The organism is Acinetobacter sp. AB03 (assembly GCF_058107045.1).
The window spans coordinates 1,239,276-1,254,830 of record NZ_JBUEBA010000002.1 but is presented as its reverse complement, the minus strand read 5'-3'; the positions used below and the strand labels follow the sequence as shown (position 1 = coordinate 1,254,830).

Genomic DNA, 15,555 nt, shown 5'->3' with positions numbered 1-15,555 from the left:
GTCTAAAATTTAAGAAATTAATAAACAAAATTAATTTTCGATGTCATAGACCCAATTTTTCGCTTCTTTATCACTAGTGGTTTCACAAACATAGTAGTCATGATCCCAAGCATCTTGATGGAAAATTTCCATTTTTCGATAAGTCACGTTTTTAGAGTTTTCGACACAGACGAAGCTACCGCCTTGGTCTTTGACTTGCGTTCCATTGAGGAAACCACCAATACAGAGAAATCGAGATTGTTTAGCCATTAATACATCAACTTTTAAATTACTAAATTTGTAATGATTTAACAATGACCTGAATATGCTGTAAAGCTTAGGTTCGATAATGCTGATCTTTTTTCCAAGCTGCTTCATCAAAATTAAGTTCTAAAAATTCAGCAATTTTTTAGCTATGCTTTTTTAAGAAGTTTAGCATCCATATAGATGCCATATCACTGCTTAGGCTATTATAAATCACACGACCTCGTGAAATTTCTCCATTTTCTATATTCTGCAATTCAGCTATTTGGTTTTTAAGCACTTCCCAAGAGTTGACATGCACATAAGCACTACCAATCTGCCCAAATAAATCTTAGTCTGATAATTTACAATTATGGGCAATACCTACGATCTAGTTTTGGCATTGCCAAAAGATGCTGATTTTCATTTTTTAATAATTAAATCTAATTCTTTTAGGCGGTCATTAATAAAATCATCTAAGAAAATATTATTTCTAATCGTAAGTAGTTTAAAAGCATCACCTGAAAATCCACGTAAATTCCCAATAGAATGACTAATCCAAGAATTTGGTATTTTTTTCCAAGTATCTCTCACTGCCCACGTTGGAAAAAGTTGTTGAATCTGATCAAGAGATAAGTTTTTATTTTCTTTTAAAACAATACCATAGTGGAAATAATCTGTAGCAGCAACAAATAGAAATGTAATATTTGGATTAATTTTACTTTGTAAAACACAACCGATTACATCTCTATTTTGTGATAAATTTTTACTACTAAGTTGGTCAAACCATTTTTGACAATTTCTAATATTATATTGAATATTTAAAAAATCATCTGTATTTGAGTCCAAAAATTCGCCCGTTTGCACAAACACATTTTTTATATATTCAAATAAATTATAAAGTAATTTTCCTCTATATTCACTGCTGCTATATTCATCCGAAATTTTCTTGATAGCCTCTAGTTCATTTAGTTGAACATCAATAAGCATTTTTTGTAATTCCTTCTTTCCTGTGATTAATTCACCTGTTAGCATTTTCAACAAGTTGATATACTGCTGAATTGCAGCTACAAGATTCGATGCTTTACCAATTGCAGATTGAATGTTTTTCAACCAAAAAATAATATCTGTTTGGTAACTCAAGCATTTCAAATATATATTTTGTTGATTTTCACCATCATTCAAGAAATATTTTCCATCTACATTTTTTATATTTCCTAATGAAAATTGACTTGGCTCTTTGCCGTCCAATGTTAAATAAATCATAAATTGTTGCTTCTTGGTACTTTCACAATATTCATAATATCTATTCAATTGCTTAACTTGATCTTCGGCATAAATTTTATTTTCAATAATTAAAATTTGTGTTTTATTTGAAATAATTAAATCAATTTGACCATAACTTTTCTTTTTATCGCCAACACGTTGCTCTTTTTTTATTTGAACGAACTCGTCAACTATAAATTCAGAACAAAAAGAATCAATAAAACTTTTTAAAAATAAATTTCCTTGGCCATGTGAACCGCGTGGATCTAATAACTCCTTTAAAATTGGAGTATGAGTAAAAACCTCACTACTCCCCATACCTGATATTTTTAGTAAATTAAACTCATTTCCATGACTTTTATTTTTTTCAATTAACGCTATCGTTTGGGATATTAATTTTCTTATATATTCTTGCATTTTATACTCAAAAAATAAGGGCTGATTACTCAGCCCTTATCTTATACCGCTTATTGCTTAATTAACAAAGAATTAAGTCAACTGAGCAGCAGCAATTTTCTTCGTATCAATCTCAGATGCAGGTTTAGTATAGTCTGTCATCTTGTCGAAGCTTAAGTATTGGTAGATGTCAGCAGACATGCTATCAATCTGAGCTGCATACTGTTGGTATTCTTCTGGAGTTGGTAATTTACCAAGTACAGCAGCAACAGAAGCAAGTTCAGCAGACGCTAAGTAAACGTTCGCACCTTGACCTAAACGGTTCGGGAAGTTACGCGTAGAAGTCGATACACAAGTAGTGTTCGGCGCTACACGTGCTTGGTTACCCATACACAATGAACAACCTGGCATTTCAGTACGTGCGCCAGCTTTACCATAAGTATTATAGAAACCTTCTTCCATCAATTGACGCTCGTCCATACGCGTAGGTGGAGCAATCCACAAACGAGTTGAAAGTACGCCACCAGGAACTTTCTCTAACAACTTACCAGTTGCGCGGAAGTGACCGATGTTTGTCATACATGAACCAACGAATACTTCGTCAATTTTCACGCCTTGAACGTCAGAAAGCAATTTCGCATCATCTGGGTCATTCGGGCAGCAAAGAACTGGTTCAGTAATTGTCGCAAGGTCAATTTCATACACTTTCGTGTATTCAGCGTCAGCATCAGCTTTAAGAAGTGATGGATTCGCTAACCATTTTTCCATGTTCTCTACACGACGAGCCATCGTACGCGCATCGCCATAACCTTCAGAGATCATCCACTTCAACATGGTGATGTTTGATTTCAGGTATTCAGCAACTTTCTCTTCAGAAAGCGTGATAGAACAACCCGCAGCAGAACGTTCAGCAGATGCATCAGAAAGTTCGAATGCTTGCTCAACAGTGAGGTCAGTTTCCATTTCTGTTAAGTCGATCTCAAGGATACGACCAGAGAAGATGTTTTTCTTACCTTTCTTCTCTACAGTTAAGTCACCTTGCTGAATCGCAACGTAAGGAATTGCATGTACAAGGTCACGTAGTGTGATACCAGGTTGCATTTTACCTTTGAACTTAACAAGTACAGATTCAGGCATATCCAGTGGCATAACACCAGTCGCAGCAGCGAATGCTACAAGACCAGAACCCGCTGGGAAAGAAATACCAATTGGGAAACGCGTATGTGAGTCACCACCAGTACCAACTGTATCTGGAAGAAGCATACGGTTTAACCAAGAGTGAATAATACCGTCACCTGGACGTAGAGATACACCGCCACGGTTCATGATGAAATCAGGAAGCGAGTGTTGCATTTGAACGTCAACTGGTTTTGGATACGCAGCAGTGTGACAGAAAGATTGCATAACTAGGTCAGCAGAGAAGCCTAGGCAAGCTAAGTCTTTCAATTCGTCACGAGTCATTGGACCAGTGGTATCTTGCGAACCAACAGTCGTCATCTTAGGTTCACAGTAAGTACCTGGAAGTACGCCTTGACCTTCAGGAAGACCACATGCGCGACCAACCATTTTCTGTGCTTGAGTGAAACCTTTGCCAGTAGCAGCAGGTTGAACTGGAGTACGGAATAAAGTAGATGGAGCAAGACCTAAAGCTTCACGCGCTTTAGTTGTTAAACCACGACCAACGATTAAGTTGATACGACCACCCGCACGTACTTCGTCTAGAAGCACTGGAGTTTTAAGTTCAGCTTCAGCAATGACTGCGCCGTCTTTAGTTGCAGTTACTTTTGCAGCAGCATGATCAATGTTAAGAACGATTTCATCGCCCATGTTCATGTTTGCAACATCAATTTCGATTGGCAACGCGCCAGCATCTTCCATTGTGTTGAAGAAAATCGGAGCGATTTTAGAACCTAAGCAGTAACCACCGTCTTTTTTGTTCGGGATGTGAGCAATTTCGTCACCGAAGAACCAAAGTACAGAGTTAGTTGCTGATTTACGGCTTGAACCAGTACCAACAACGTCACCTACGTAAGCAACTTGGTTGCCTTTCGCGATCAAGTCTTTGATTTGGTTTAATGGACCAACTTCACCAGGAACTTCTGGGTTAATACCGTCACGTACGTTTTTCAACATCGCATTTGCGTGCAATGGAATGTCTGGACGGCTCCATGCGTCTTGTGCAGGTGACAAGTCGTCAGTGTTAGTTTCGCCAGTTACTTTGAAAACAGTCAGTTTGATTTCAGTCGGAACGTCTTTACGAGTCGTGAACCATTCAGCGTCAGCCCAAGACTGCATAACCGCTTGTGCATTCGCGTTACCCGCTTTTGCTTTATCTGCAACGTCATGGAACGCATCAAATACTAGAAGCGTTTTCTTAAGTGCTTCAGCTGCTAATTCAGCAAGTGCAGCATCGTCAAGAAGAGCAACTAAAGGAGCAACGTTATAACCACCAAGCATAGTGCCTAGTAAGTAAACCGAACGTTCTTTAGAAACTAATGGAGAAGTCGCCTCGCCTTTAGCCAAAGCAGCTAAAAATGCAGCTTTAACATATGCAGCTTGGTCAACACCCGCTGGAACACGGTTTTCTAGTAAATCAACTAAAAATGCTTCTTCGCCAGCTGGTGGGTTTTTTAATAATTCAACTAATGCAGCTGTTTGAGCATCATCAAGTGGCTTCGGTGGGACTCCGAGTGCGGCACGTTCTGCAACGTGTTGGCGGTAAGCTTCTAGCACGGTGTTATTCCTCTTTTTTAAAAAATTATTTACGTATTCCTGCTTTAAATAAAGCTACGCAAATAATATGGACTGCTTAATTTTACTAAAATTCCAGTTAAAAGTTAATGCGCTTCAAGTGTTTCTTCGTGATGCCCATTATTTTCTAACTAAATGATGTTCATATCAATTGCACATAAAAACAGCAATATAGTCAGATTGTTTGGAATTATTTCACATTAACTTTGAACTGCCATTTAAAAACAAAAAAGGCAACCTATGTTGCCTCTTTTTACGCAATATAAATATTCAACCTTAGTGTACTGTTGTGGCTTGAATATATTGTTTGAAACTTTCACGACAGCCTTCAAATTTCATCTGAATTTCATCCTCATGTAAATTTTGATGTGCAGAGCTTGCAAAAGAAATTTGTACTGAAATTCGTGTAGGTTCATGGTCAAGTGCGTGTTTGAAGTATACATGGTCACCCAAGCTGAGAACATAATGACCACCGCCAATTACGGCCACACCATTTTCATCTTCCAAGAGTAAATCTGCGTGATTTAAATAGCCAACAACTTCCATTTTCTGCTCCTCTCGTTTTTTATTCTATGTTCATTATTCTTTATTTTTATATGCTTTGCTATATATATGATTTAGAGTTTTGTCACAAAAAGTTCCATCCAAAAAATAAAAAAACCGTTCCTTAGAACGGTTTGTAATCTGGCATTTCGGTATGCGGTGTTGCGATACATTTTTCAGTATATTTCACACGAACTTTTTCACGCGCACCTTCAATATCGGACTTAATTTCAGCCTCAGGTAAAGCATAAACATCTTCAATAATTTCTAACGCAAATGCCTTAGTCATTTCGTCTTCAACTTTATTGGCATGCTCAATCGCTTTATCTTTTTCAATGGCATTTTGACGGTCTAACATAATTGAACGTGCTGCATTACCAATACTTTTACAATAGCCATGCCATTGCTCTTCTGGTGTTAACGGTTTTTTTTCAGCACAACCCACCAGTGCAATCACAGCAGCCAAAGCGAATAACTTTTTCATTACAACCCTCCTATTCGCCCTATCATAATCAAACTTTTTCAAATGAAGAACCATTACCCACTTTAAATAGTATAAAAGCCCAAATTTGAGCTTTTATACTTAGAAAAATTAACCGCAGCTTGCTTGAACTACTTTATTGGTTTTCGGATCGACTGTTACTGTCACACGGTCTTCGCGATAATCCATAGTCACAGGCTGCCCTGGTTGTACTAAGCGTACCATCTTCGCACTGGTTTTTTGCTTAATCTGTGCTTCAGTTAAATTTGACTGACCAATCAAAGCTGTCGCTTGCTCAGCAACACATTTGCTTTGACTAGCACGGAAAAGCGCCCATTCTTCAATGATTTGACCATTCGGCAAATGGCAATAGCCTACTTCACCATTGGCCTCTTTTCGAATCTCTAATTTACCACCCTGTTCAACACAGTATGTACTGGCAGGATTAGCCATACCTAAAGTTGGCTTTTCAGTTTCATTCTTTTGCGCAGTACTACAACCCGAAATAGCAGCAACCATTAATCCAAGCATTAAGATTTTTTTCATAAAAAATATTTCTTTAAATAAAAGATCAACATAGCAAATATATTTTTAAAAAACTGTGCGAGTTTTGCAAAATTTAAGATTGCATAAAAAAGCCCATCACTTGACGGACTTTTTATTTTGAAAAGCTAGATTTTCAGGTCAATTTTAATTGACTGAGTGAATATCAAGCTCTTCATTTTTCGCTAAAACTACAGATGCTAGAATTGGAGTACCTAAAATGAACGGCATAGCAAAGATCCAAAAGACCACGGTATAGTGCGGATCAAAGAAAAACTGGATAGCAAGCGCCACTAAAATTAAAACTGAAAATAAAATCACTGCAAAGCGTATTACAAAATTGATCGGCATAAGGATCATCACTCTAAATTTAGCAAGTCCATTTACTATACACCTACTTTCATTATGGTTTAATTGATTTTAAGTATCTAGTGTCTGTTATTCATAGGTTTTCTTCATCTATCAAATAAAGAGTTTTATCAAATGTCGTATTAAACTTAAATGAGCAGCTAAAAATAAAGCCTACATGATGTAGGCTTTATTTGGCAGAAGAGCAGCTTTAGAACTTCCAATTATAGAAGACGTCGATTGCACGCTCTAATGACTGACTCGCCTCTAAGTACATACGTTTGTTCATTTGATAACGCAGAGTCAATTTATTGACTGGTGTAAAGACACCCACGCCATAACGAATATATAAGTCAGGTGTAATATAACCCGTCAGGCTGACTTGTGTGTCATCCCCTGTGCCTTGCGCATCCAGCGCTAAACCGCTTAAACCAAAAGTACGTCCAATTTGGTTAGTAAAGGCGCGTGTCCCGCCTAAACCTAAACTAATCCCTGCGGCAGCAATGGTGTTATTGACATCTGACTTAAAGCCTTCCGTTTGACTTAAACCAGTTGTACCTTCATTAATGCGGCCTGTAATTAATGCATTCAAAGCTTCTTGCTCGGAAAGCCCTGCATCGTTATAGACTTGAATATTGGGTGATGTTGCCGTACCCGTCACACGGAAACCCACCGTGCTGCCTTGTACATTTTTATTTGCATCGACATCCAGTGTTGGATTGCTCAACACACCGTTAAAACGCGCAATGGCACGGTTTAAGTCCAAACTCTGCCCATAGGCTTCAATTTTAACTTTCTGACTTACCCCAATTGCACCATTGGCACGCATTGCGGTTTCAGCACCGCGCTGCGATAGATATAAACGACCTAACAATGGAATACGACTATTAAACCCTTGGAAGACAACTTGATTACCTAGTCCGACCATCAGATCGGCACGAATGTCCCAAGGTTTGGCGCTATTTAAAATCGCCAATTGGTTTTGGCCTTCTCTGACTACGCGTACATCAGACGATACATTCACCACAGGTACAGATGCTTCAGGCATCGAAATAAGCGCACGAGGAACTTGAATTTCACCGTTTAAGGTCAACTTCCTACTCAACGGCAAAACATCCAGTGTGATTTTCGGTGTCACTAGCGCGGTAATTAATGGCGCTTGGCGAATCAGTAAATTTTCTCCATTCAACTGAAGCTGAATGCGTGGATCATTCTTCCAATCTACCGTCCCCGTAAGTGTACCCACGCCACGACCACTGTTAAAAGCACCATTGATGGTGGCTTGGTCTTGGCGTATAGCGGAATACAGCTGAATATTGGTCAAATTGACTGGAAGTGAGATCATACTAATTGAACCATCTTTCAGACGGACATCGCCTGTAAGTAGTGGTGCTTTTAGCGTTCCATTAATTTTACCTGCATACGAAAGTGTTCCGCCCATCGAACGCACATCAGCAATGAAAGGTTTAAAGACTTTGAGTTGTATCTGATCAAATGCAATTTCACCGCGCATAGGCATATTGTCCCGATACGGATCAATAACCACATTGGCATAGCCCATACCAATTTCAGGTGTTTTGACATCCAAACGGATTTGTAATCCTTCTGCGATGCTTTTGGCAACCAAAGCCACTTGTTCGTATTTTAAGGTTGAACCCATATCTTGTGGGTCATCGGCAGCTAGACCAATCACACCATCACGGGTGACTAAGCGCGCATCAATTTTTGGTTTAGATCCTTGTGCCCAAACCGCTTTAGCATGACCATTTAACTTACCTGTAATTGCTAACCCTTCAGGCATAAAGGCAGCAAAGTCGTTTAGGTCAAGGTTTTGAGTCAAGAATGAAATATTGCCACGCGTTTTACTGACACGAATCGGCTGGTCAAAACACAACTGACTTTGTTGACTCATCCAACAATGCGCGCCAATCAGCAAATCTGCTTTGGCACTGTTATAGACCACGGCTGCACTTTGGCGCTGTACCAAACGTGCGCGCAAAGAGTCAAAATCACCTTTTTGGATCTGGCCTAACCAATCATTTTGCGCATTAAAACCACCTGCCAATTGCACATAAAATTTCGACTTTTCGTTTTGTGCAGAAACTTTTAATAAATGAGCTTTGCGAATACCTGCCAGTGAAATTTCACCTTGTTGAATTTCACGATTACCACTTCTTAAACTTTCCATTTTTGCAGTCAATAATGACGGTGTTGTTTCCGATGTCGGTAATTGCCCGACAATGCGTAATTTACGCATATCAATCAGATCTTTAAAGCCAAAATTATCCACTGCTAAGTTTGCCGTAGCCCTTAAACGTGGTTGAGATTGGATATTTAAATAGCCGTAGGCACGACCACGTAAGCCCGCATAAATTTCATACAGTGCAGGCGCATTAATATTCAGTCTTAGATTTTGTGCATTACCCGTCGCTTGCACTTGGTTTTTAGCATACGCCAACAGTAGATTATTCGCTTCAAACTGTTGCGGTAAAAAGCCCTTTTCACTGGAGTTGAGCACCAAAGCTAAATTACCTGTACCACGGACTGGCTTATTGTTCAGTGTACCCGCTAGGTTTAAGCTTTCAATGTTAATGCGTTTTAAAGCATCCGACCATGTGCCTTTGGTTTTCACTACACCAGACAATTCGCCTTTAACACTAGATGCAAAATATTGCGGTTTAAAACGAATGAATGCTGCATTCACATCCCAAGTGATGCCGTGAATAAAATGCACCAAACCGCTGGCATTAATTTGACCTGCCACACCATTGTGTTTCAGCTCAGTCACTTTAATAAATTCAGGCGTTCCTGAAAGTTTTAGGTTTAATGTGCCCTGACTGGCTTCAAACTGACTGGCTTTTAAAGCACCATCGTAGTTCACTGCATAGCCTTTGAAAGCACCACCCGCTTTTTCATCATTAAACAGGAGTGCCGCAGTTGACTGACCAGTTAAGTGAACCGTTTCATTATTACCCACCAACTTTCCAGTCAGATCAATGCCTTGTAGCTGAATGATCTGTTGATTCGGTTTGGCATAACCACTTGCTTGTAGCTTTCCATTTAATAAATTAACTGGTGAAGCCTCTGCCACCATTTGCGGGTTAAAATCTTTCGCGTTTAAAGCAGCTTTCCACTTCAGTTGACGTTTCTCATCTGGCAGCTCAACCACAGCATTACCACTTAAGCTTCCCTTACCTGCTACATAACTAAAACTCGGCACATTTAAATTATTATTTTTAAAATTTAACTGCGCGAGGTAATTACCCGCAGGTAACGTCGCTTTTTCGTGTTGACTCACAACAGTGGCAACATGAATATCTTGCTGACCTTCAACCAACGCCAGTTTTACATCCCCTGAAGCACTACTTAACCAGCCGATATAAGGCACGGCGCGGTCAATATTTTTCCAAGAGACATCCATCAACATTGGCTGAACTTTGTTATTTTTCTCTGGGTTTTGGTCTAGTTTGAGATGCCATGCTTCATAACGATCAAAGTCTAGATCTGCGGTTAAGTGTAAACCTTTTTCAAGCGTGCCTTGTGATGCAATTTTTGCATCCAAACTTGGCGGTAGAAAGTCAGAAACCACTTGTGGCAGTACATCGTCTTTAGGATTGATTTTATCTAAACGACCTTGTACATCCCAAGTGACATGATCTTTCCAACTCACCACACCACCCAGATTGACCGAGCCTTTCATCAACTGAGCATTTAAGTTATCAATGTCAAGTTGATGAACCAAATCGGTATGCATCAAAGCGGTATATTGACCTTTAGGAATGTCTTTACCACTCAGATCTGTATTTAAGTCGATATTTAAACGTTCGATATCACCTGAAAATTTAGCAACGCCTTTTTCAGCATAGAGTTTGTAATCGGTCAACAGCGGTAAGTTGTAATGATTAAATTTGAGCTGACCTTGCATCGGTACATGCTTACGTACAGGGTGCAAAATGGCCCAACCCGTCAACAGTTCAGGTGTCCGCGTTGCAAAACCCGCTTGGATAGTGTCCAGTGTCCCCGTTGCGTGTACAGCAATATCATGCACATTTAAACTATCACGCAGTGCTGGTAAGTTTGCAATTGCGGTCGCTTCAAGCGGATATTTCCCTGAGAATTTCATTTTCCCAGTTGCATTACGAACTGCTAAATAGCCCATGTCCATGCGAGAGTCTTCAAACTCAAGTTCCGTCCCCGACCAGAGGGCATTATTTAAATGCACATCATAAAAATCTACTTGGGCATCGGATGCAGTCCGGATATTTAAATGATCAACATCTGCTGTATCTAAACGTAAAACAAAGGGTAATTTAATTTCGCTGAACTTAAAGGGTTCATCACTCGGTTCACCTTTGGTAATGATGCGCAAATTGCGCACATCGGCTTCACGTAGGTGAATCTCTTTATCTAAGATGGCGCGCCACCCCAAACTCACGTCAGCACGGTCAATTTTGACATCGACAGGCTTTAAGGTAACCACCACATTTTTAAGGATAATGCCTTTCCACAGATTACCGCCTTCATACTCATATTGGATAATCTGCTGACGTTGCAAAACTTGGTCGAGTAAAAACTTACTGCCTTTATCTGTAGAAAACATGACCGCAAGCGATATCACCAAGAAGATGAGCGTCAACAACAGCGTCAAAAGGACACTTCTAAGAATACGTCGCTGTTTGGCAAGCGGCGTAGGTGGTGTTGGTTCTTGCTGCTGTTCTACTTCAGCCATAGTCTTCCCAAAAAAGTGTTAAATATTATAATAATGAGCCAATAAAGAAATGCACACGTATCGGATGGCTATCATCAGAAATACCTGAAGCTACATCAATCCGAATGGGGCCTATCGGTGATGCCCAGCGCACACCAAGACCAACACTGTATTCGGTGTCATTGCTAAAATCTGTATCATAAGCATTGCCAAAATCGCTGAATACTGCTGCACGCCAGCCTTCTTTAAACTGGTAATTGTATTCCATGGAGCCGACAGCCAAGGCCTGACCACCCACTTTAAAACCATCGACCACAGGTGACAAACTTTTGTAGTCAAAACCACGAATGCCTTGGTCTCCACCCGTGAAATAACGTAAGTTATAAGGGACTTTATTAAAGTCTGAGGTAAAGATATAACCGAGATCACCACGCCCAACAAACTGGTGATTATCATTTTCACCCATGGAATAGATAAAACGCCAACCCGCATTTACAATAGCCATATCTGCATCTGAAAGTAGGCTTTCGCTTCCAAGTTCAATTTTATAAGTTTGTTTAATTCCCTTACTTGGGTTTACACGTTTATCGCTATCGATTCTAGAAATTTCATAACCCAATAAAAGCGACTCTTGCTCAGGGTCATTATTTGCAATAAATGCATCCGGCAAATCATCTACATTCGCTGAACCCTTTTGCGTCAATCGATCTAAACGGTAACGTACACCATAAGTATGTTGCCAATTTCCCATTGGGTTTTTAATAACACGATCAGCCCCGGCAACAGCAGACTCCGTGAGTAAGTTTACGCCTTGTCCGATGTCATCTCGTTCTTCACGCTCATAGCCACCTACGAGACTGATATAATCATTTAGTGGATGCTTATAGGGAATATTATAGCGACCATCAATAGCCTGTCGAATTTCTGAAAGTTCTAAGTTGGCATCAAAAGAGTGACCACGTTGATTCACAATCGCACGGCGATACTGTGTACGTAAGCGTGCACCTGAGTCACTACCATAACCAGCACCGACTTCTACACTATTTAACTGGTCCGCGTTTAAAGTGACTTTGACAGGGATCACTTTTGTTTCTCGAGCTTCAAGTTTTAAACGTTCTTCTTCACTTTTTTTGGTTTCTTGTGCGCTGCGAAGCTCTAATTGTGCTTGATTTTGCTCGGCATCATTGACACCAGCAAACTGTGCTTCACTTACCACAGACTGCGTCACTTCACGGCTTGAAACAACTTCCTGTTTTTCTTGAACCAGAACATCCTGACGAGAAAGTTGTTGGTCATCGACCAACTGCTGTAAATCAGGGGGTAACTCACGAACCCTTTCTACAGGATCAGGTCGAACAGCATCTACCAAGCTGTAGTTAAAGTAACGTGAGTTGGTCAAATTATTAGCCAAACCATTAACACGCCAAAAAGTATAATCCGCCCCAGGCTCCCAAGTCACTAAACTTTGTAAAACATCTAAATCAATAGGCAGTGGTTTACTTGGGTCGCTCATCACAAACTCAACACCGCCGAGTTTATAGCGTTCACCTGTTTCATAACGTAAGTTAATGTCTGCGGTATTTTGCGGCTGTTCAACTTTCACATCATGTAAGCGCCAGTAACTATCAAAGAAACCGTTATTGCTAGCCGCTTCATTAATTCGTGCTTTCGTCGACTCGTATAAGCCGTGGTGCAATACATCACCAACGTCTTGTTCAGGTAAGACTTTAATCACTTGGAACTGCGGTAAGTACTGACCTGCACCACTAAACTCGATGTTTTGTTCTTCAATCCGCACAGGGGTATTCGGTACCACTTGAATGCGCACACGGTTACTGCTGGTTTTTTCAAACTTAAACTCAGCATTATAAAAACCGACAGCTTGTGCGGCTTGGTTGGAAAGTGAACGCAACTGTGGCAATGCCGAAGGAAAGTCTTCAAAAGACTCTTCGGTAAAGCTAGAAACTTTGCCTTTAATATTTTCTTTTAAATTAACCAAAGCGGCCTGATACGCTTTATCGGATATTTCACCTTCATATTTCGCATTGATGATTTCGACATCCGCACTGATCCGCGGCACCTTTGCAGTATCTAATTCTCTTGGTGGTCGAATTTTATAAAGCATGCGTTTAAAGAAATTAGGTTCTTTGGCAATTTGCTCTTCAGCACTCATGCCAAAATCTAAAGTATTGCCTTCCGTGTTGGCTTCTACTGAAATTTTACTATCTGCTTGAATGCTTTGCATCAGTTGATCAACATTGACTGGAGCTTGATTAATTTCCGCCATTTCCTGCTGAGTTGCATCACTCACCACCAACTCTGTCGTTTGACCACTTCGGTAAGCTTGAGCTTCTGCTTTCGCTTGCTCAGCCACCTGATAAATATCATTGGCCATGCCTTGTTCAACTTGTACAGTTGGCAAGTCCTCAAGATCATCAAACTCAATCGGTGCAAATTCAGGTAAATTTTTTAAAGCCGTCTGTTGCTGTTGCAACATTTGCATACTGTCTGGAACCGTGGGCTGAACTACAGAATTTTCAACTTTTTTTAATTCGTCCGCACTGCCCATACCTTGGCGAATCGCTTCTTTTTTAATGTCTTCAGTGAGTTGCGTAGAAGTTTGTGGCTCGACTTGTGCATTACTTGGTTCAATCGCAACGGGCGTTTCAGCCAAAGTAGCTTGTGACAAAAGCGTTAAAAAGATACTCAGACACAAATATTTATTGTTATGATGCCACGGTATGAAAGAATTCATACTCAATGAAAGAGTCGACTTTTTAAATTGTGTTTTGGCAAGCATATAAAACTCTAAATTTATTTAATCGTTATGGATTTGCTCTAATGAATTGTCACAAAAGAACTGAAATCTATTGATTATTTTAACCAGTTTCAGGTTTTAAATATCTTACATGATTTTATTGAACGTTTGAGCAATTAGTCACATTTCTTAATAAAACTTAATGCAGTGCAAAAAGCATGAAAAACAATGAACATCTATTAAGTACCCGTCGTTTTCTTCCCATGTTTATTACCCAATTTTTTGGTGCTTTAAACGACAATGTCTATAAACAAGCTTTGCTTTTAGTCATTACTTATGGATGGATTAACCAACAAGCTGCGGATGTCAGTACCTTAAATAATTTAGCCGCGTTGTTATTTATTTTGCCTTACTTCATATTTTCTGCAACCGCAGGACAAATTGCCGATAAATTTGAGCGTTCACAACTTATTCGTGGCATCAAAGTTCTAGAAATTGTCATTATGCTCATCGGTTCCGCGGGTTTCTTATTAGGCAATTTATGGCTACTGCTCTTGGCTCTATTTATGATGGGCACACACTCCACCTTCTTTGGCCCCATTAAATACGCCATTTTACCTGAGATTCTCAAGCCAAATGAACTCATGTCAGGTAATGCACTATTTCAGTCGGGCACATCCATTGCTATTTTAATCGGGATGATTTTGGGTGGCGCAGTCATTTCGGTTTCTCAGGGCAATCTTATTTGGATCAGCCTGACTGTCGTCATCATTGCCGTTTTGGGTTATCTCTCCAGTCGATTTATCTTAAAACAGCAAGTCAGCTCACCCGACTTAAAAATTGATTGGAATTTCTTTAGAACCAGTTTTCAAACACTCAAATATGCCAAAAGCCTCCCCCTCATCTTTATGATTTTACTGGGGAATTCATGGTATTGGTTTTACGGTGCAACTTATCTCACCCAAATTCCACAGTTGACTCAACAAAACTTACATGCATCAGAAAATGTCGTCAGTCTTTTACTCACGTTCTTTTCTGTCGGGATTGGAGTCGGCTCACTGCTGTGTCGTAGAATCGGTGGCTCTGAAGTGAATATTAAAATGGTGCCTATCGGTGCGGTTGGGCTCACCCTATTCGCTTTTTACTTGGCTTTGAGTCTGGCTTTTGTACCTGAACGTACAGGCGTGATGATGAATGTCGCGGATATGTTTAACCACGGTGCAATTTACTACCATGTCATGCTTGCGGTGACCTTGCTCGGTATCAGTGGCGGTTTTTATATTGTGCCGCTATACGCCATGATGCAAGCCTATTCACCACGTTCACATCGTGCACGTGTTGTTGCAGCAAACAACATATTAAACGCGGTGTTTATGGTGTCTTCTGCTGTATTTTCGATTATCATTTTAAGTGTTTTGAAGATTGATATTAAAATACTTTTCAGCATTACTGCTGTACTGAGTGCGGGCTTTACGCTGTGGTTGTTATATCGACTCAAACCCATGCTAAAAACTGTACAACCTGAGTTAGAGGACTAAA

At 39.9% G+C, this 15,555-nt stretch carries 10 protein-coding genes; 1 reads left to right on the top strand and 9 read right to left on the bottom strand.

Annotated elements, in window-relative coordinates; genetic code table 11:
- Positions 1 to 30: 30 nt before the first annotated feature.
- The 9 genes from ACY3FQ_RS06435 to ACY3FQ_RS06395 all read right to left on the bottom strand — a co-directional run bounded on the left by ACY3FQ_RS06435 (position 31) and on the right by ACY3FQ_RS06395 (position 14,058).
- Entirely contained in the window at positions 31 to 249 is a 219-nt protein-coding gene (locus ACY3FQ_RS06435) for a hypothetical protein (RefSeq protein ID WP_201703038.1), read from the bottom strand.
- A 396-nt stretch (positions 250 to 645) separates the two neighbouring features.
- Positions 646 to 1,905, bottom strand: a complete 1,260-nt coding sequence (locus ACY3FQ_RS06430) for a PDDEXK-like family protein (protein WP_086207635.1) — start codon at positions 1,903 to 1,905, stop codon at positions 646 to 648.
- 72 nt (positions 1,906 to 1,977) lie between these two features.
- Entirely contained in the window at positions 1,978 to 4,617 is a 2,640-nt protein-coding gene (locus ACY3FQ_RS06425) for a bifunctional aconitate hydratase 2/2-methylisocitrate dehydratase (protein ID WP_279043115.1), read from the bottom strand.
- Between the two features lie 294 nt (positions 4,618 to 4,911).
- Entirely contained in the window at positions 4,912 to 5,181 is a 270-nt protein-coding gene (locus tag ACY3FQ_RS06420) for a hypothetical protein (RefSeq protein WP_004696516.1), read from the bottom strand.
- Between the two features lie 121 nt (positions 5,182 to 5,302).
- Positions 5,303 to 5,662: a hypothetical protein gene (locus ACY3FQ_RS06415; RefSeq protein ID WP_201703034.1), complete on the bottom strand. Its 360-nt coding sequence runs from the start codon at positions 5,660 to 5,662 to the stop codon at positions 5,303 to 5,305.
- 108 nt (positions 5,663 to 5,770) lie between these two features.
- The gene (locus ACY3FQ_RS06410; RefSeq protein ID WP_125273285.1) at positions 5,771 to 6,205 is read right to left on the bottom strand and encodes an I78 family peptidase inhibitor; all 435 of its coding nucleotides are present in this window, start codon (positions 6,203 to 6,205) and stop codon (positions 5,771 to 5,773) included.
- Between the two features lie 144 nt (positions 6,206 to 6,349).
- Positions 6,350 to 6,553: a hypothetical protein gene (locus ACY3FQ_RS06405; protein ID WP_004696512.1), complete on the bottom strand. Its 204-nt coding sequence runs from the start codon at positions 6,551 to 6,553 to the stop codon at positions 6,350 to 6,352.
- 208 nt (positions 6,554 to 6,761) lie between these two features.
- Positions 6,762 to 11,279 carry a translocation/assembly module TamB domain-containing protein gene (locus tag ACY3FQ_RS06400; protein ID WP_279043110.1) on the bottom strand — a complete coding sequence of 1,506 codons (4,518 nt, stop codon included), beginning with the start codon at positions 11,277 to 11,279 and terminating at the stop codon, positions 6,762 to 6,764.
- Positions 11,280 to 11,304: 25 nt separating this feature from the next.
- A complete protein-coding gene (locus ACY3FQ_RS06395; protein WP_279043108.1) occupies positions 11,305 to 14,058 on the bottom strand; it encodes a BamA/TamA family outer membrane protein in 2,754 nt (917 codons plus the stop codon).
- Between the two features lie 176 nt (positions 14,059 to 14,234).
- On the opposite strand from ACY3FQ_RS06395, the gene ACY3FQ_RS06390 reads away from it, so the two are divergent.
- Positions 14,235 to 15,554 (top strand): MFS transporter, encoded by a 1,320-nt coding sequence (locus tag ACY3FQ_RS06390; protein WP_279043106.1) that lies wholly within the window; start codon positions 14,235 to 14,237, stop codon positions 15,552 to 15,554.
- The last annotated feature ends 1 nt before the right edge of the window (position 15,555 follow it).